Below are 16433 nucleotides of genomic sequence, written 5' to 3'. Positions count from 1 at the left end.
TTTCAAATTATTTCTGATTGGGGTTACGCTGCTCTTCGTCATTGAGCTGTCGCGCCTCGTCCAATATCAACAGAGGCACATTGTTGCGAATTGGAAATGCCAGCCGCGCGGCATAGGATATCAATTCACTTTTGTCTTTTGACCATTCGAGCCGGGTCTTGGTGAATGGGCACACCATCATCTCCAGCATCTTTGGGTCAAGTTTTGGAGATTGCTTGGTCATTATTGCATGGTGATGTTGGCGTCTTGGCGCGACATTTCGATCTCAGCAAACGCCATGAGCATTTCAGCACGGGTGGCCAACGTCTCAGCTTCCAATAGGGCTTGTCTTTCACGCGCTGCATATGGGCTGGCCATCGAACATGTGTTGATCAGATCTTCCAAGCCAGCTTCGTTGATCTCGTCCCAATCCAATTCAAAATCTGCAAATTCAGCGTAAGAGCGCAGCAAGTTCACAAAGCGGGCGCGATCAATATTGTTTTCGCCGAAACCGGCAATCAAATCGGTTTTGAAGGCTGAGGTGCTTATGTTGCCCACGCGATAAGGCAAACCGGATTGGTCTTGCTCGCTTTCAAGCGCAAACCGGCAAAGTCCGGTTAAACCGATCATGTAGCGATCTTCTTCGATTTCTTCAAAGTGGGTGATTTTACCCAATGTGCCGATGGATTGAAGCTCTGGCTTGTCAGCTTCATCACCATCGTTTTGTGGCTGGATGAGGCCAATCAGTCGATTGGTGGCAAAAGCATCGTCGACCATTTGCAAATAACGCGGTTCAAAAATATTGAGCGGCAGCACAGCGCGCGGAAATAACAGCGCGCCTTCAAGTGGAAATAGTGAGACCGTTTTTGTTGCGACAAGCTTGTCGTTTTTTGAAGAGCCCATAAAGATATATTACCTTAAAAGGGCTTAGCTGAAAAGCACAGCCGACAGCATGCGACGGCCTTTGACGGATGCAGGGTCCATCGGTCCCCAGGCTTCAAACAGCTCCAAAAGCTTTGTGCGCGCACCGTCTTCATTCCAGTCGCGATCCTTTTTGATGATCGCCACCAAGTTTTCAGCAGCTTTTAACTTGTCACCAGCCGCATTGTAAGCAATTGCGAGATCAAAGCGCATTTGGTGATTTTCTGGATCGGCAGCGAGTTTGGCTTCAAGCGCATCGGTTTCTTCAAGCCCTTCAGCTTCCGCCGCCAAATTTAGCGCCGCGTTCAGCTTTTGATAGCTTTCAAGCATTTGCCCTTCTTCACTCACGGCCATTAATGTCTGTTGTGCTTTGTCATTATCGCCAAGTTTCACGTGAATCGTTGCGATGCCGATAATCGCTTCATCGTTTTGCTGATCGAATTGCAAAATTTGCGAGTAAATTTGGGAGGCGGTGGCAAAGTCGCCAGCATCCATTGCGCCCTGAGCTTGTTCAAGCGCCGCTGCGATTTGCGCCGCAGGATCTTCTGGAGCAGGGGGGGCAGCCTTAAGTACCTTGTCAATAAAGGCGTTGATTTCGCTTTCAGGGATCGCGCCCATAAATCCATCAACCGGGCGACCGCCAACAAAGGCAATAACTGCAGGGATGGATTGGATGCCCATTTGCCCAGCAATGGCTTGGTTTTGGTCGATATCAACTTTGACCAATTTTACCTTGCCGCCAGCATTTGTTACCGCGCGCTCAATCATTGGGCCCAATTGCTTGCACGGGCCACACCATGGTGCCCAGAAGTCAACAAGAACTGGAACTTGCTGAGAGGCTTCAAGTACATCTGCCGCAAAATTCTGCGTGTCCGAATCTTTTATCAGATCCGCTGATTGCGCTGGCGCGGCACCATTAATAAGATCTGAGGTTATCATTGAATTCCATTCATCGAATTTGCGTTTTGCGATTGATTGCCAATTTGGTTCTTTCTTGCGACAAAAACAAGGCGCTGGCTAGGCCTTGGGGCCAATCAATTTTCAATTTCGGGGGTAATTTTGCCGCGTGATCATGGTTTTTTTTGTTTGAGTCAAAAAAGGTGAAAAATATGGCTTGCAATTGCTAAAAGGTTTGGGCATATAAGCGCGCACCAGCCACGTTGAAAAAAACGCACATAGGCTTGGTACGGATGCGGGCGTAGCTCAGTGGTAGAGCACAACCTTGCCAAGGTTGGGGTCGTGAGTTCGAATCTCATCGCCCGCTCCAAATTTTCTCCCAATAGCAGAACTATTTTAAGTGCGAATAATACCGCATTTCTGACTCGCGCTCCGCGCGCGTGCGCGTTTCTACGTATGAGCGCGCGCAACAGATCACGCACGATTTTCAACAAATTTGTTATCGATCCAGTTTGCTCAAAGCCCCGTAACCCTCTCCGACACGTCAATCGTGCAACGGTGACCCACGGTTTGGGTTTTGAAAACGAACTTGGAGATACATCATGCGGAAATCAATTATTGGTGCAGCTTTGGCATTGAGCGTAGCGGTAGCCCCAGCAGCTTATGCGGGCAATATTGTGGAAACAGCTCAAGAAGCGGGTGCATTCAACACACTATTGGCAGCAGCAGGCGCTGCAGGTTTGGCCGGTGCGTTGGCCGACGGCGAAAACCTAACCGTTTTTGCGCCAACTGACGAAGCGTTCGCAGCATTGCCAGAAGGCACAGTGGAAACCCTTTTGAAGCCAGAGAACAAGCAACAGCTGATCGACATTCTTTCATACCATGTTCTGCCTGTAAAAATTACATCATCTGAATTGCCAGCGGGCACGAATGATGTAGCAACCTTGAAAAAGGGTGGTGATGAAACAGTGACCGTTTCCGTGATGGGCGGCAAAGTGATGGTCGATGGTGCCACAGTCGTGACTGCTGATGTGATGGCAGACAATGGTGTAATCCATGTGATCGACAAAGTGATTTTGCCATCTGACTAAGGTCAAATTGTAATTATGGGGGCGGTCAACTGGCCGCCTTCTTTGTTTAGCAAATGAGGGCAGCTCGTTGAATAGGGCCGCATTTGCACAGTATTCCAATTTCGGAGATTAATATGCGGAAGATTCTTTTGAGCGCCGTTTTAGGACTAGGCGTTATTTCAGCCCCGGCAGCTTATGCGGGTAATATTGTGGAAACAGCGCAAGAAGCGGGTGTTTTTAACACACTTTTGGCAGCAGCAGGCGCTGCAGGTTTGGCCGGTGCGTTGGCCGATGGTGAAAACTTAACAGTATTTGCACCAACTGATGAAGCGTTCGCAGCTTTGCCAGCGGGCACAGTGGAAACGCTTTTGAAGCCAGAGAACAAGCAACAGCTGATCGACATTCTTTCATACCATGTTCTGCCACGTAAATTTACATCCAACATGTTACCTGGTCGTACGATCCACGTGAAAACCATTAAGCAAGGCGGCGATATTTTGCTCGCTGTTGGTGTGGAAAATGGCAGTGTTATGATTGACGATGCGAAAGTGATTACGGCGGACATTATGGCAGACAATGGTGTGATCCATGTGATCGACAAAGTGATTTTGCCATCTGACTAAGCTCTTCAACATCGCATGAAGAGGCATTTTAAAAGGGTGCTGCGCAAGCAGCGCCCTTTTTATCGATCTAGTTTTGATTTTTTCGGTGCCAGCAAAATATTGGTTTCGGTGAGCGACACCCCTTCAATCAAACGAATACGGCGTAAGACATCATCAAACTCGATTAAGTCTGCGGTCTCCAGCTCAGCAATTAGATCCCACTTGCCGTTGGTGGTGTGCAAAGAGCGCACTTGTGGCAGGCCCATCATAGAGCGCACCACCGCGTCGGCGCTGCGTCCTCCCACCTCAATCAACGCAATGGCATGAATGGATTTGTCATCGCTGGGTGAGCCAGTGATGATTGTAAAGCCAGCAATTACACCCGTGCCGACCAGCCGGTCGATGCGCGACTTTGCGGTTGCGCGTGAGATATTGAGCGTCATCGCAATAGTTGCAATAGGCGTGCGGGCATCGTGGCGCAACAGTGAGATTAGTTTGTTATCGAGGTCATCCATTGATCATTTTGCTCATTTTGGTGCAGCATTTTGACAAAGGATATATCAGATTTGCACATATTTCCATCTATTCGTTGTACGCAATTGGGTTCTATGCTGGCTATAACCAGAAACAAAGAGTTCTGGGCAAAAAGAGCTAGGGTACATTTATGGTTGAGCATACTTCACGCGGGTCAGTTGCGCTGATCGGCGCGCCTGTTGACGGCGGCGCAGGACTTTCGGGTTGTATTATGGGGCCCGCTGCATTGCGGGTTGCGGGCTTGGCCACATCGTTAGCCGATCTTGGGGTTGAGGTGCGCGATCTAGGGGATGTGACACCGGACCAGGTGTCGCTCAAATTGGCAGGCGCGACCCATCATGAAAATGAAGTGGCAGGCTTTGCCCGCGCACTCAACCGCCAAGGTTATGAAGCTCTAAAATCTGGTGCCACGCCGATATTTATGGGCGGTGACCATTCCCTTTCAATGGGGTCAGTGACTGGCGTTGCCAAATATGCAGCAGAGCAGGGAAAGAAGTTGCATGTTTTGTGGCTCGATGCACACCCTGATTATAATACCCCGGACACTTCAACCTCAGGAAACATGCACGGCATGTCTGCCGCTCTGTTCTGTGGTGAACCCGGCTTTGATGGCGTACTTGACGAGCCTATTCATCCTGTAGATCCAAAGAATTATCACGTATTTGGTGCGCGCTCGATTGATGAAGATGAGGGCACCTTGCTGCTCAAACGTGGCGTCAATGTAATGGATATGCGTCGGATTGATGAGCGCGGTGTTGTTGCGCTAATCAATGGCGTTTTGGACGCGGTTCGTGCGGACGATGCGATGTTTCACGTGAGTCTTGATGTGGATTTCCTTGATCCGCAATTTGCACCCGGTGTTGGCACAACGGTTCCAGGCGGTGCGACCTATCGCGAAGCGCATTTGGCGATGGAAATGATCTGCGATAGCGGATTGATGAGCTCGATGGATTTGGTTGAGTTGAACCCTTACCTTGACGATCGGGGCAAGAGTGCGCGCATGTTGGTGGCTTTGACCGAAAGTGGCTTTGGACGTCGGGTCTTTGACCGTCCAACATCTACCGGCTAGTTCCAGCTACTCTTTTACGGTTTCCATCGCCACAAATGTCGAGGTTTGCGCCACATGGGGCAGGGCGGAGATGACTTCGCCCAAAACCCGTCGATAGGCTGAAATGTCTTTGGTTCTGACTTTCAATAAATAGTCAAAGCTTGCTGCAATCATGTGGCATTGCGCAATTTCAGGGGTTTGCCGCACGGCATCGTTGAACGCATCAAGCGCAGCGGCGCGGGTGTCGTTCAGTGTTACCTGCACAAAGGCAATATGTCCTCTGCCGGTTTTTTCAAAATTGATCCGCGCGCCATAGCCCAGAATAATCCCATCCCGTTCAAGCTTTTTCACCCGCGCCTGGGTTGGGCTTTTCGATAAGCCGACTTTATCTGCCAATTCCGCCATTGAGAGGCGTGCATTTGCGGAAAGCGCGTGAACGATTTTCTTGTCTATCTGGTCCATATGATCTGTATCTATTACTTTTGTGGAACAAACAAGGCAAAAAATAGATGTACTACGGGACGAAAGCCTTCCAAATTCACTGTCAACGGGACAATAGGCTGTCCGGAATTTGCTAGGATCTCCTCACTATTTGTTTTTGCGGCTATATTGGCTGCAGTCAGATTAAGGGTGGAGCCCGATGTTGGACAAAATTCGCGAAGAGATTAGAGCACACTATCTGCCGGATGAGGGCAAAGTCGTTGAGCAATTGGTGCAGCAAAGCCGGCTGACAGAGACCGACCGTGCGGCCATTGTTGATGACGCGGCGAATTTGGTTTCGACGCTGCGGGATCAATCCAAGCAAGGGTTGATGGAAACTTTCTTGGCTGAATATGGTCTGTCGACAGATGAAGGCGTTGCCTTGATGTGTTTGGCTGAAGCCATGTTGCGCGTGCCGGACGGGCCGACCGTTGATGATTTGATTGCGGATAAAATTGTTGATGAGGATTGGCTGAAGCATTTGGGCGTTGCCGAAAGCTATTTGGTTAAAGCCTCGACCTTGGGTTTGGTGGTCAGCTCGGCGCTTTTGGATGACGAGGGCTCTGGCATTATGAAGCCGATCGCCCAAGTGAGCCGCCGCTTGTCTGCGCCGGTTATTCGCACAGCAGTTGGCCAAGCCATGCGCATCATGGGGTCTCAATTCGTTTTGGGTCGGGACATCAATGAAGCATTGAAGAATGGCGCGGGTCCGGTTGCCAAAGGCTATACCTATTCGTTTGACATGTTGGGTGAAGGCGCGCGCACTGAAGAAGATGCACAGCGTTACCACAAAGCCTATTTGGATGCGATTGAACGATTGGCCAAAGAATCGACTTTTGGCGATGTGCGCAAGAACCCAGGTATCTCCATCAAATTGTCGGCGTTGCATCCGCGCTATGAATATATCAAGCGTGAAACGGTTGTTGATGAGATGGTGCAACGTGTCATCGCGCTGGTGAAACCCGCGGCCGCTGCTCAGATGGGGCTCAACATCGATGCAGAAGAAGCGGACCGGTTGGATATCTCGCTTGATATCATCGAGAAGGTCTTGAAGCACAAAGAACTTGAAGGCTGGGACGGGTTTGGCGTTGTGGTGCAGGCCTATGGGCCGCGCGCTTCGTTTGTGCTTGATTGGCTTTACGCATTGGCCGAAAAGCTCGATCGCAAGATCATGGTGCGTTTGGTCAAGGGCGCTTATTGGGACACAGAAGTCAAGCGCGCTCAAGTGATGGGTCTTGCGGGTTATCCTGTGTTCACCCGCAAAGTGAACACTGACATTTCGTACCTCGGCTGCGCGCGCAAACTCTTGGATATGCAAGACCGAATTTATCCGCAATTCGCAACCCATAATGCGCATACGACTTCGGCTGTTTTGCGCATGGCAGGTAATGATCGGCAAGGGTTTGAATTTCAACGTCTGCATGGCATGGGTGAAGGCTTGCATGATGTGTTGCGGGCGCAAAATGGTACGCGTTGCCGTATCTACGCACCGGTCGGTGCACACCGGGATTTGCTGGCCTATTTGGTGCGGCGCTTGCTTGAAAATGGCGCAAATTCGAGTTTTGTGAACCAAGCATATGACAAAAATATTCCACCACGGGCTATTGTGTCCGATCCAATTGCAGCGCATTTGGATCATGCGAGCGCGCACAATTCGAATTTGCCATTGCCGCGCGAGATATTTGGCGTTGGTCGCAAGAATGCAAAGGGTTGGGATTTCACAGACGTGGTGACGGTCCGTCAAATTCACGAAGAAAGTCGCAAGTTTGCCGCCCCGTTTCAGTGGCGGGCGAAGGCGTCCAAGCAATTGGGGGATGGGGCTAAGGATCAGCCGATCTTTAACCCGACAAATCCAAGTGAAATTGTTGGCTTTGCTGAGAATGTCACTGCCGATCAAGCGCGCGCTGCTATTGGCGTGGCGATGGAGGGCCAGAAAGCCTGGGGGGCAATGGATGTGGTTGATCGCGCGGGGATATTGAAGCGCGCCGCCACCATGTTTGAAGAGCGCGCCACCGAGTTTTTTGCGCTTGCCACAAGAGAGGCGGGCAAGAGCTTGGCGGATGGTATTGCGGAAGTGCGGGAGGCCGTCGACTTTTTGCGCTACTATGCGAATGAAGCGTTGAAGGCGGAGCATAATGGCGATCCGCGTGGTGTGATCGTCTGTATTTCGCCGTGGAATTTCCCGTTGGCGATCTTTTCTGGGCAAGTGGCTGCTGCGCTGGTGACCGGCAATGCGGTTGTCGCCAAACCTGCCGAGCAAAGCCCATTGATGGGCGGGTTGGCCGTTTCGATTTTGCATGAAGCCGGCGTGCCCAAAGACGCGCTTTTGCTGGCGGCTGGCGCAGGTGATATCGGCGCGGCGCTGACCGGGGATCCGAGGATTGGCGGTGTGTGCTTTACCGGCTCGACTGAAGTGGCAAAGTTGATCGATATGCAAATGGCCAAGTCTGCCGCAAGTGATGCAATGTTGATTGCTGAAACCGGTGGGTTGAACGCCATGATTGTGGACAGCACTGCACTTGCTGAACAAGCTGTGCGTGACATTGTGGCGTCTGCGTTCCAATCGGCTGGTCAGCGCTGCTCGGCTTTGCGCATGCTCTATGTGCAGCAAGATATCGCCGATGATTTGTTGGACATGCTCAAAGGTGCGATGGATGCGCTGGCGCTTGGTGATCCGTGGGATGATGCAACCGACGTGGGCCCGGTGATTGATCAAGATGCACAGGCTGAGATTTTGGCCTATTGCGCTGATTTGGAACAGCAAGGGCGTTTGCTGCATAAGCTTAATGCGCCCAAAAAAGGCTATTTTGTTGCGCCGCATCTGTTCAAAGTCAGCGGCATCGAAGACCTTAGCCGAGAGATTTTTGGTCCAATTTTGCATGTGGCAACTTTCAAAGCGCGTGAGATTGACCAAGTTATTGAAAATGTAAATGCGCGTGGGTTTGGCCTGACCTTTGGTTTGCATACGCGGGTTGATGACCGCATTGAGAAGATTGGCAGCCAGATTAAGGTTGGCAACTTCTATGTGAATCGAAACCAAATCGGTGCGATTGTTGGATCGCAACCCTTTGGCGGTGAGGGCTATTCGGGGACCGGCCCCAAGGCAGGTGGCCCGAATTATCTCAATCGCTTCCGCAACGTCTCCAAGGCGCGTGAATTGAATGTTGAAACCGCCACAATCGATGCGCAGCAAATTCAAAACGCATTTGAAGGGCTGAAAGCCACCACACCACAGTTGCGCGCCGATATTGCGGAACAGCTTGGGTTTGACGCAATTGAAATGCAAATTGAGTTGCCTGGACCAACCGGTGAGTTCAATCGGTTGTCTTATACGCCGCGTGGCAAAATGCTGTTGGTTGGCGCTGGTGAATCATTGGTCGATTTGGCGAAGTCTGCGCTGGTTTATGGCAACAAAGTTGTCGTGGTGACACCAAGCGTTTCGGCACAGATGGCGCAATTGCAAATGGTTGGGGCTCCTTTGTCGATTATTGAGGGACAGTTTGATCCTTCAATTCTAAGCGACTTGAATATTGATGGCTTTGGGCTTGCAGGCGGCGGCAAATTTGCCACGGCGGTACGTCATGAATTGGCAAAGCGCGATGGACCAATTGTTAGTGTGATAACAAACCCCTTTGATGTGGCTGGCTTCGTGCACGAGCGTGCGATTTGTGTGGACACAACAGCAGCAGGCGGCAACGCCTCGTTGCTGGCACAGAGCAGCTAAATTCCTTCCAATTACCTTGCGGGCCGGTTCGGTTCTTGAACTGGCCCGTTTCTTTTTTGCCGCCGTCGTGGGAATGTCGAAAAGAAAAGACCCTTACGCCGCAAAAAACTTCTTCATTGCCCAATATTCGTTCACGTCTTGGACAGTCTTAGAAATGGTAGGTGCATTATCGCACGCGTTTTTGGTGCGGGGATAAGTTTCGTATGTATCCGAATGCGCAAACAAAAAACCCGGCGCGATGGCCGGGTTTTCATAAATTCTAGCGATGAAGCAAAGGGGCTGATTATTCAGCGCTTGCTTCGCCTTCAGCAGTGGCTGCAGCTTCAGCCGCTTTGGCAGCTTCCGCTGCTTCTTTAGCAGCAGCTTTTTCAGCTTCGCGGGTTGCTTTTGCATCCGCAGCAGCTTGACGCTCGCCGTCTTGAATACGCTTTGTACGAGCGTTTGTTGATTCAAAGATACGAGCAGATTTACCGCGCAACTCACGAAGGTAGTAAAGCTTCGCACGACGGACTTTACCGCGGCGCAGCACTTCGATTTTGTCGACAACTGGTGAGTAAAGCGGGAATACACGCTCTACGCCTTCGCCGTATGAAATTTTGCGAACTGTGAAGCTCTCATTGATTCCAGAGCCAGAACGCGCAATCACAACGCCTTCGTAGGCCTGCAAACGTTCTTTTTCGCCTTCGCGGATTTTCACCCAAACTTTAACGGTATCACCGTGAGAAAATTCTGGGGTTTCGCGCTTTGCGGCAAGTTCTTCGAGCTGCTCTTTTTCAAGCTGTTGAATGATATTCATGTTTTTCGTCCGTTGATTCTCGCCGATCAGAGCGTCCCTAAAAGTCTAAGCCAGAAGGGGCGGGTACACCGGTCTTGGTGTTTAGTGACAAAATAGATTGGCGGGCTATACCGCAAATGGGGCTAAGAGTCTATGGGTTTGTTGCGTTTTTGCTGAATTGAGGGTGCTTCTTTTCGCTCACGGTGCGCACCGCTAATCGCATGACGCGCAAAAACCGCGCTATGCGATTAGTTGCACCTGCGCGGACGCGGCCAAAAAGTTGGCCGGGGTCCTCAACAGCAAGTTGTTTCGTCCGTCTTTTCCCTTGCTTGCTCGGTATTTTTATCGGGCACGAATTGGCGGGGGGTGCCGGGGTCGGGAGCGCAGCGACCAACGGCGGCGCGAAAAAGTGAAATAGTGCCGCGAGGCATGCTAACCCAACAACAATCCCGCCGCATCGCCTTTGCGAACAGCGTTATCCGGCGGGGGTGCCGGGGTCGGAAGCGCAGCGACCAACGGCGGCGCGAAAAACTTTTGCAGCATGCGAGGCCTATAAAGTCTCGATTTGTGCAAATAAAAACTGAGACCATAAAGACCTCGCATGTGGTGGATTTGCGTCCAAACAATTCGCCCCGGGGTGCTCACCCTTTTATCCCCTTACCTGCGCTTGCAAGCTGCTCGCGTTGATAACGCCTTGCAATCAATTTGAGATGGACGAGCAATGCCCATCACGGCTTACGGCTGCCCTTGGTGTCGGACTGGACGTATTTGTTTGGGCTTAAAACAGCATCGTCATCACTGTTCACCACCATCTTTCAAAAGAAAAGCCATACTGGCTCTTCCGACCACCTCTCGCTCGTCAGCAAGCTGCGTGGCTAAATGAAAGACGAGGACATGATGGCACAAGAGTTGGGGGCGGGGATAAGTTTTTTGGAATGACGTCCATTTTTTGTTTCACCCCACCCTTGATCCCTCCCCATCAAGGGGAGGGAGATAAATGCTGAATTCGATGTCGACATTTCAATTGTTGCTAAGTTGAGTTGACAAGCGAAGCGAACCGCAATCTGGTGTGGCCAATTGTTCGATAAAACTGATTGCTTTATGGACCTTGTTCTCCTTCACGCCCTGCCTTTTGATGGTTCAATGTGGCATGCACATTTGAATATGTTGCCCGGCCATACACACGCGCCTTCGCTTTATGCTTGCGGGGATAACCTGACCGATTGGGCGCGCAAAGCACTCGAGGGGGTTTCTTCCGATAAGCTGATTGTGGTCGGCAATTCGGTTGGCGGCTCATGTGCGCTGGAAATGGCGGCATTGGCACCTGAGCGCATTTCGGCACTGGTTTTGGTGGGTGCAAAAGCGGCGCGGCGCATTGATTCTAAGCTTCAAGACGAGTGTATTGAGCTCATTCAAAATTGTGGTTTGGAAGCCGCATGGGACAAATATTGGGCGTCATTTTTTGCCGCAAATATTGATGAACATGTTTTGGTCTCTGCCAAAGAAATGGCGTTGCAGCTTTCTCCTGAACATGTTGCGCATGGCGTGCGGGCTTTTCACACCCGTCCATCGAGATTTGAGCTTCTTGCAGAACTGGACTGTCCCGTCATTTGCGTCACGGGCGAACATGATATCGCGCCAGGCATTGAAACCATGCAAGCGCAAGCAAATGCCGCAAAGAACGGACAACTGATCGTGGTGCCAGATTGCGGACATTATGTGCCGATAGAAAAGCCAAAAGTGATGCGGGCGATCATTAGAGATACGATAGAAGCCGCTAGCTAGAGCTTTTGCGGATACTGAACTAAATTTTTGAGAGCATAATGTCGAACAGATTATCTGAAATACTTGCGGGCTTTCGCGAGGAAAATGCTGAAGAGACTTACGGCGCGTATTATCAATTTTGCGCAACAGCGAACTTGGATGCTGTAGGTGCTGCGAACGCCCTAGAGCAGATTGTTTCTTGGATTGCTGACGCAGATCGAGCGATAGCCAAGTCATATGGATTGCTGATGCTGGGCGGGTTGGTTGATTGCGGCAAGCTACAAGCCAAAACATCGATGCCTTTGATTGCTGAACAGTTTGTGCGGCAGGCCGATAGAATTTCAGAATTTGATGTGCTCAATGGCGAATATCGATTTGTACATTTTGTCAGTCATTTTGCCTATTTGGCTGGTTCGCTTTGTACGCAATTTGCTGATCAGAAACAGGGAGTTGAGGCAATTGTTTTTGCGCTGGTTGATCTCTATTTGCGCGCGCCTTCGGCATATTGGTGCGGCGAAGAATTGTTGCTGGCGCGCGTTATTGTGGATGCGAATATGGTTGAACAAAAGCGTGATGAACTGTTTGCAAAGCTAGTGCCAATTGGAGCGCCGCAGGATGCGGATGGTTGGGATGCTGCGGCTGCGCGCCAGTGGCAGGCAGCGCGGATTGAGGAGAATCACAAGCGCCAGTTGGTGATGGCGCTTAACGCCGTTAATCAGAAGAGAGCAAATGAAGTGCCAGTTTCGCCAGTCGCTACCCTTGTTGATGCGCATTATGGCGCGATGTTTGGGTCAATTGGTCCCGCATCAAGTGCGGGACGGTGTAATTTCTTAAGCTTACATTTTGAAACAACCCACCAGGTGTGAACGAACCCTCGTGGTGCGGAATAGTACGAATAGATTGGTGCGTCCCGCACCATCCCGCGCTTGACGCGGGATCCGCTTCAAGGGAGTTATTTTTCGCCCTCAAACTTTGCCCACAAATCGGGCCGACGTTCTTTGGTCAGTTTCTCAGATTGCTCTTGCCGCCAACGTCCAAGTTTCTTGTGGTCACCAGAGGTGACAACCGGTGGAATGGGTTCGCCTTCAAAGGTGGCGGGGCGGGTATATTGGGGATATTCGAGCAAGCCATTTTCAAAGCTCTCGTCCATCTCGCTTTCGTTTGATCCCATCACACCCGGCAACAGCCTTGTGGTGGCTTCAAGTAAGGTCATAGCGGCGACTTCGCCGCCGCACAAAACATAGTCACCAACCGAGACTTCGATCAGGTTACGTTTGTCGATCACGCGCTGGTCGACGCCCTCAAAACGGCCACATACGATCACAGCGCCGGGGCCAACCGAGAGTTCGCGCACATAGTCTTGTGTAAGCGGTTTGCCGCGAGGGCTCATCAATAGGCGCGGACGTGGGTCGTCGCTTGGCGAAATATCATCAATGGCGCGGGCCAGAATGTCGGGTTTAAGCACCAAGCCGGGGCCACCGCCTGCTGGCGTATCGTCGACCTTTTTGTGTTTATCAAATGCATAGTCGCGCAGTTGGTGCGCTTTCAACGTCCATGTGCCTTTTTCCATCGCGCGACCAATGATCGAGGCGCCTAAAGGGCCGGGGAACAGTTCTGGAAATAGCGTGATAATGTCGGCGCGAAACATTTGAACCTCTCGACAGTGTCTATTTTTTCGCTTTGAGAGTTTTAAGATGACGCGCTTTGTTGTGAAAAACTAGTCTTCGAACGCTTCATTGTCGTCCACCTCAATTTCGGTGGGCGGTACAAAGGTCACAAAACCATCCGCGATATTGATGGTGGGGATGATGCGTTTGGTAAAGGGGTAGAGTTCGGATGGGCCGCGCAAGGGGCGCACTTCCAAAACGTCGCCAGCGCCATGATTTTGAATGGCGGTAATGGTGCCGTATTTTGTGCCGTCTTCAAGCTGCACATCCAATCCGATCAAATCGGTTTGGTAGAATTCTTCTTCGTCTTCGGTGTCGGGCAATTGATCGCGGCTGACATAAAGCTTCACGCCGTTTAGCGTTTCGGCTGTGTTGCGATCGGTAACCCCTTCAAGGGTGGCGACGATGACCGATTTATTCAATCGCGCTTTTTTGATGGTGATCTCAAGGCCGGGCCGATTGGTGGTGAGCGGTGAATAGTTTTTCAGCGCCAGCGGGTCGTCAGTGTGCGATTTGATGCGCACTTGGCCCTGAATGCCGTGGGCAGCCCCAATCTGGCCCATAAGAACCCGATTGGTAAATTTGTCTTTTTCGCTGCCCATGGCTTGTTCTTTCTAAAAAGAGTGCAGAAGAGAGTGAATTACTCTGCTGCAGCTTCTTCTGCTGGTGCTTCTGCTTCGGCGGCAGCAGCTTCAGCAGCGGCAGCTTTTGCATCTTCTTCAGCTTGACGTTTTTCGTCCAAACGCTCTTGCGCTTTTTTACCAGGCTTAGCTTTTTCTGGGTTGTTGCGTGCGTCGCGCTTCAAAAGACCAGCCGCATCAAGGAAGCGGTGTACACGGTCAGTTGGCTGTGCGCCGGCATCTAGCCAGTGCTGAATGCGCTCTTGGTCAAGTTTGATGCGGTTTTCGTCGTCTTTTGAAAGCATTGGGTTATATGCACCAACGCGCTCGATGAAACGACCATCACGTGGTGCGCGAACGTCGGCTACAACGATGTGGTAGTAAGGACGCTTTTTAGAGCCGCCACGGGCCAAACGAATTTTAGTTGCCATTTTGTATCTCCTTAGATGGACTTTGAACCGCTTATTGGAAGCGGTAATTTCGGTTTATTCATTGAAGGGGGAAGCTACTTCTTGCCCCCCAATTTCGGGCCAAGGCCGGGAAGGCCTGGGAATCGAGGTGCTGCGCCGCCCTTGAGCAAATCATCAACGCTAGCAGGAAGTTCTTTGGCTGGGCTTGGTGCCGCTAGGCCCCCAAGGTCTGGCATTTGCCCGCCCATTTGTTTTTCCATTTCAGCGAGCATTTTTGGATCAAGCTGCGAGGGATCAATATCGGGCATATTGCCGCCAAACATACCGCCCAATGCGCCAGCCAAACCACCTTTGCCTTTGGACATTTTTTTCATCATGTCGGCCATTTGGCGGTGCTGTTTGATTAGTTTGTTGATTTCTTGCACTGAAGTGCCAGAGCCAGCGGCAACGCGCTTACGGCGTGAAGCGTTTAGCAAAGCAGGGGTTGCGCGTTCTTTTTTGGTCATGGATTGGATGATGGCGACTTGCCGGTCGAACACTTTCTCATCCAAATTGGCGCCAGCAAGCTGCTTTTTCATCTTGCCCATGCCAGGCATCATGCCCATTAGGCCGCCCATGCCGCCCATTTTTTTCATCTGAAGAAGTTGGTTTTTCAAATCATCAAGATCGAAAACCCCTTTCTTCATTTTTTTGGCCATTTTGGCCGCTTCATCAGCAGAAACGGTCTCAGCAGCTTTTTCAACAAGCGATACAATATCGCCCATGCCCAAGATGCGATCAGCAACCCGGCTTGGGTGGAAGTCTTCTAGGTCTTCAAGCTTTTCGCCTGTACCCAACAGCTTGATCGGCTTGCCAGTAACCGCGCGCATGGAAAGCGCTGCACCGCCACGGCCATCGCCATCAATACGGGTGAGCATGATGCCTGTAATCGCCACGCGCTCATCAAATGAGCGCGCAAGGTTCACCGCGTCTTGACCGGTGAGGGCATCAGCTACGAGAAGAATTTCATGTGGGTTGGTGGCCGCTTTAATCTCAGCGGTTTCCGCCATCAGCTCTTCATCGATATGGGTGCGACCCGCTGTATCAAGGAAGAGAACGTCATAGCCACCAAGCTTTGCTTCTTTTTGCGCGCGCTTGGCAATCTCAACTGCGGATTGGCCTTTAATGATCTCTAGAGTATCAACGCCAACCTGATCACCGAGAACCTTGAGCTGCTCCATCGCCGCCGGGCGACGTGTATCAAGAGATGCAAGAAGGACTTTCTTGCCTTGCTTTTCTTTGAGACGCTTGGCGATCTTACCGGTGGCGGTGGTTTTACCCGCGCCTTGCAAACCCACCATCATCACCGCAACAGGTGGTGTGGATTTTAGATCAAGCGGCACGGCCTCGGTGCCCAACACAGCGACCAATTCGTCATTGACGATTTTGACCACTTGCTGGCCGGGCGTGATTGATTTGGTAACTTCAGCGCCAACCGCACGGTCGCGCACTTGCTCAACAAATCCGCGTACAACTTCAAGGGAAACATCTGCTTCAATCAATGCCCGGCGAACTTCGCGCAGGGCTTTGTTCACGTCGTCTTCTGAAAGAGCGCCGCGGCCTGTCAATCCATCAAAAATACCGCTTAAGCGGTCGGAGAGGCTTTGAAACATAATTTGGTCCCACTTTGTTTTAAGTCTGCTGTACGTATCGCCTCGTTCATATGGTGATAATGGCGCTTAATAAAAAGCCCAATATTGCATATGACTTTGACACCCACGGGCGCAACGCGCTGATGGATGTTGACCCCTTGATTGAAACGGATTCAAACAAGGTAGTGGCTCGAGAACTGCTCGACAGATAAACTTAATTCGTGCGTGCAATAGTCGATTGGCCCTAAAGAGTCAATCAAAGAAGCATTATGGGCGGTCAAACTTGGCGTGATATGGGTGGTAATTGGCCT

16 protein-coding genes and 1 tRNA gene are annotated in these 16433 nt (G+C 51.1%); 7 read left to right on the top strand and 10 right to left on the bottom strand.

The window, feature by feature from the left end; translation table 11 throughout:
- Positions 1-7: 7 nt before the first annotated feature.
- From QQL65_RS05365 to trxA, 3 genes are read right to left on the bottom strand one after another with little or no spacing between them, the layout of a single operon-like run.
- On the bottom strand, positions 8-223 hold the full coding sequence (locus QQL65_RS05365; RefSeq protein WP_284362597.1) for a Trm112 family protein: 216 nt from the start codon (positions 221-223) through the stop codon (positions 8-10).
- Positions 223-882, bottom strand: coding sequence for an LON peptidase substrate-binding domain-containing protein (locus tag QQL65_RS05360; protein WP_284362596.1), 660 nt, complete (start codon positions 880-882; stop codon positions 223-225). The genes QQL65_RS05365 and QQL65_RS05360 overlap by 1 nt, the downstream gene beginning before the upstream one ends.
- Positions 883-906: 24 nt before the next feature.
- Complete coding sequence (trxA, locus tag QQL65_RS05355) at positions 907-1839, bottom strand: thioredoxin (RefSeq protein ID WP_284362595.1); 933 nt, start codon at positions 1837-1839, stop codon at positions 907-909.
- A gap of 253 nt (positions 1840-2092) precedes the next feature.
- Here trxA and QQL65_RS05350 point away from each other — a divergent pair.
- The 3 genes from QQL65_RS05350 to QQL65_RS05340 all read left to right on the top strand — a co-directional run bounded on the left by QQL65_RS05350 (position 2093) and on the right by QQL65_RS05340 (position 3490).
- A tRNA-Gly gene (locus tag QQL65_RS05350) sits at positions 2093-2167 on the top strand.
- A 232-nt stretch (positions 2168-2399) separates the two neighbouring features.
- Positions 2400-2888, top strand: a complete 489-nt coding sequence (locus QQL65_RS05345; RefSeq protein WP_284362593.1) for a fasciclin domain-containing protein — start codon at positions 2400-2402, stop codon at positions 2886-2888.
- Positions 2889-3001: 113 nt separating this feature from the next.
- Positions 3002-3490: a fasciclin domain-containing protein gene (locus QQL65_RS05340; protein ID WP_284362592.1), complete on the top strand. Its 489-nt coding sequence runs from the start codon at positions 3002-3004 to the stop codon at positions 3488-3490.
- A 59-nt stretch (positions 3491-3549) separates the two neighbouring features.
- Here QQL65_RS05340 and QQL65_RS05335 read toward each other — a convergent pair whose 3' ends face one another.
- The gene (locus tag QQL65_RS05335) at positions 3550-3984 is read right to left on the bottom strand and encodes an Lrp/AsnC family transcriptional regulator (protein ID WP_284362591.1); all 435 of its coding nucleotides are present in this window, start codon (positions 3982-3984) and stop codon (positions 3550-3552) included.
- Positions 3985-4133: 149 nt separating this feature from the next.
- Between QQL65_RS05335 and rocF the strand changes: the two genes are divergently transcribed.
- Complete coding sequence (gene rocF, locus QQL65_RS05330; RefSeq protein ID WP_284362589.1) at positions 4134-5072, top strand: arginase; 939 nt, start codon at positions 4134-4136, stop codon at positions 5070-5072.
- Positions 5073-5078: 6 nt separating this feature from the next.
- Here rocF and QQL65_RS05325 read toward each other — a convergent pair whose 3' ends face one another.
- The gene (locus QQL65_RS05325; protein ID WP_284362586.1) at positions 5079-5513 is read right to left on the bottom strand and encodes an Lrp/AsnC family transcriptional regulator; all 435 of its coding nucleotides are present in this window, start codon (positions 5511-5513) and stop codon (positions 5079-5081) included.
- Between the two features lie 178 nt (positions 5514-5691).
- On the opposite strand from QQL65_RS05325, the gene putA reads away from it, so the two are divergent.
- Positions 5692-9255: a bifunctional proline dehydrogenase/L-glutamate gamma-semialdehyde dehydrogenase PutA gene (putA, locus tag QQL65_RS05320; protein WP_284362584.1), complete on the top strand. Its 3564-nt coding sequence runs from the start codon at positions 5692-5694 to the stop codon at positions 9253-9255.
- Positions 9256-9538: 283 nt separating this feature from the next.
- Here putA and rplS read toward each other — a convergent pair whose 3' ends face one another.
- Positions 9539-10051 (bottom strand): 50S ribosomal protein L19, encoded by a 513-nt coding sequence (gene rplS, locus QQL65_RS05315; RefSeq protein ID WP_284362582.1) that lies wholly within the window; start codon positions 10049-10051, stop codon positions 9539-9541.
- A gap of 1080 nt (positions 10052-11131) precedes the next feature.
- Between rplS and QQL65_RS05310 the strand changes: the two genes are divergently transcribed.
- Both QQL65_RS05310 and QQL65_RS05305 read left to right on the top strand, forming a co-directional pair.
- Positions 11132-11815 (top strand): alpha/beta fold hydrolase, encoded by a 684-nt coding sequence (locus QQL65_RS05310; protein WP_284362580.1) that lies wholly within the window; start codon positions 11132-11134, stop codon positions 11813-11815.
- A gap of 38 nt (positions 11816-11853) precedes the next feature.
- The gene (locus QQL65_RS05305; protein ID WP_284362578.1) at positions 11854-12660 is read left to right on the top strand and encodes a hypothetical protein; all 807 of its coding nucleotides are present in this window, start codon (positions 11854-11856) and stop codon (positions 12658-12660) included.
- 86 nt (positions 12661-12746) lie between these two features.
- On the opposite strand, the gene trmD is transcribed toward QQL65_RS05305, so the two are convergent.
- The 4 genes from trmD to ffh form a co-directional block, all read right to left on the bottom strand.
- Positions 12747-13442, bottom strand: a complete 696-nt coding sequence (trmD, locus tag QQL65_RS05300) for a tRNA (guanosine(37)-N1)-methyltransferase TrmD (RefSeq protein WP_284362576.1) — start codon at positions 13440-13442, stop codon at positions 12747-12749.
- Between the two features lie 69 nt (positions 13443-13511).
- Entirely contained in the window at positions 13512-14063 is a 552-nt protein-coding gene (gene rimM / locus QQL65_RS05295) for a ribosome maturation factor RimM (RefSeq protein ID WP_284362574.1), read from the bottom strand.
- A 38-nt stretch (positions 14064-14101) separates the two neighbouring features.
- The gene (gene rpsP / locus QQL65_RS05290; protein ID WP_284362572.1) at positions 14102-14512 is read right to left on the bottom strand and encodes a 30S ribosomal protein S16; all 411 of its coding nucleotides are present in this window, start codon (positions 14510-14512) and stop codon (positions 14102-14104) included.
- Positions 14513-14586: 74 nt separating this feature from the next.
- On the bottom strand, positions 14587-16143 hold the full coding sequence (gene ffh / locus QQL65_RS05285) for a signal recognition particle protein (RefSeq protein ID WP_284362570.1): 1557 nt from the start codon (positions 16141-16143) through the stop codon (positions 14587-14589).
- Between the last annotated feature and the right edge of the window lie 290 nt (positions 16144-16433).

Origin of the sequence: Maritalea porphyrae (assembly GCF_030159895.1) — a bacterium.
In the GTDB taxonomy this organism is placed as follows: Bacteria; Pseudomonadota; Alphaproteobacteria; order Rhizobiales; family Devosiaceae; genus Maritalea; species Maritalea porphyrae.
This window is presented reverse-complemented; position numbering and strand designations above follow the sequence as displayed.

Bases quoted from the DNA above. Each gene is read 5' to 3' on its own strand.
- QQL65_RS05340 (WP_284362592.1), top strand. From the start codon at position 3,002: ATGCGGAAGATTCTTTTGAGCGCCGTTTTAGGACTAGGCGTTATTTCA.
- trmD (WP_284362576.1), bottom strand. From the start codon at position 13,442: ATGTTTCGCGCCGACATTATCACGCTATTTCCAGAACTGTTCCCCGGC.
- QQL65_RS05305 (WP_284362578.1), top strand. From the start codon at position 11,854: ATGTCGAACAGATTATCTGAAATACTTGCGGGCTTTCGCGAGGAAAAT.
- QQL65_RS05310 (WP_284362580.1), top strand. From the start codon at position 11,132: ATGGACCTTGTTCTCCTTCACGCCCTGCCTTTTGATGGTTCAATGTGG.
- QQL65_RS05335 (WP_284362591.1), bottom strand. From the start codon at position 3,984: ATGGATGACCTCGATAACAAACTAATCTCACTGTTGCGCCACGATGCC.
- QQL65_RS05360 (WP_284362596.1), bottom strand. From the start codon at position 882: ATGGGCTCTTCAAAAAACGACAAGCTTGTCGCAACAAAAACGGTCTCA.
- rocF (WP_284362589.1), top strand. From the start codon at position 4,134: ATGGTTGAGCATACTTCACGCGGGTCAGTTGCGCTGATCGGCGCGCCT.
- ffh (WP_284362570.1), bottom strand. From the start codon at position 16,143: ATGTTTCAAAGCCTCTCCGACCGCTTAAGCGGTATTTTTGATGGATTG.
- QQL65_RS05325 (WP_284362586.1), bottom strand. From the start codon at position 5,513: ATGGACCAGATAGACAAGAAAATCGTTCACGCGCTTTCCGCAAATGCA.
- QQL65_RS05345 (WP_284362593.1), top strand. From the start codon at position 2,400: ATGCGGAAATCAATTATTGGTGCAGCTTTGGCATTGAGCGTAGCGGTA.
- rpsP (WP_284362572.1), bottom strand. From the start codon at position 14,512: ATGGCAACTAAAATTCGTTTGGCCCGTGGCGGCTCTAAAAAGCGTCCT.
- rplS (WP_284362582.1), bottom strand. From the start codon at position 10,051: ATGAATATCATTCAACAGCTTGAAAAAGAGCAGCTCGAAGAACTTGCC.
- QQL65_RS05365 (WP_284362597.1), bottom strand. From the start codon at position 223: ATGACCAAGCAATCTCCAAAACTTGACCCAAAGATGCTGGAGATGATG.
- trxA (WP_284362595.1), bottom strand. From the start codon at position 1,839: ATGATAACCTCAGATCTTATTAATGGTGCCGCGCCAGCGCAATCAGCG.
- putA (WP_284362584.1), top strand. From the start codon at position 5,692: ATGTTGGACAAAATTCGCGAAGAGATTAGAGCACACTATCTGCCGGAT.
- rimM (WP_284362574.1), bottom strand. From the start codon at position 14,063: ATGGGCAGCGAAAAAGACAAATTTACCAATCGGGTTCTTATGGGCCAG.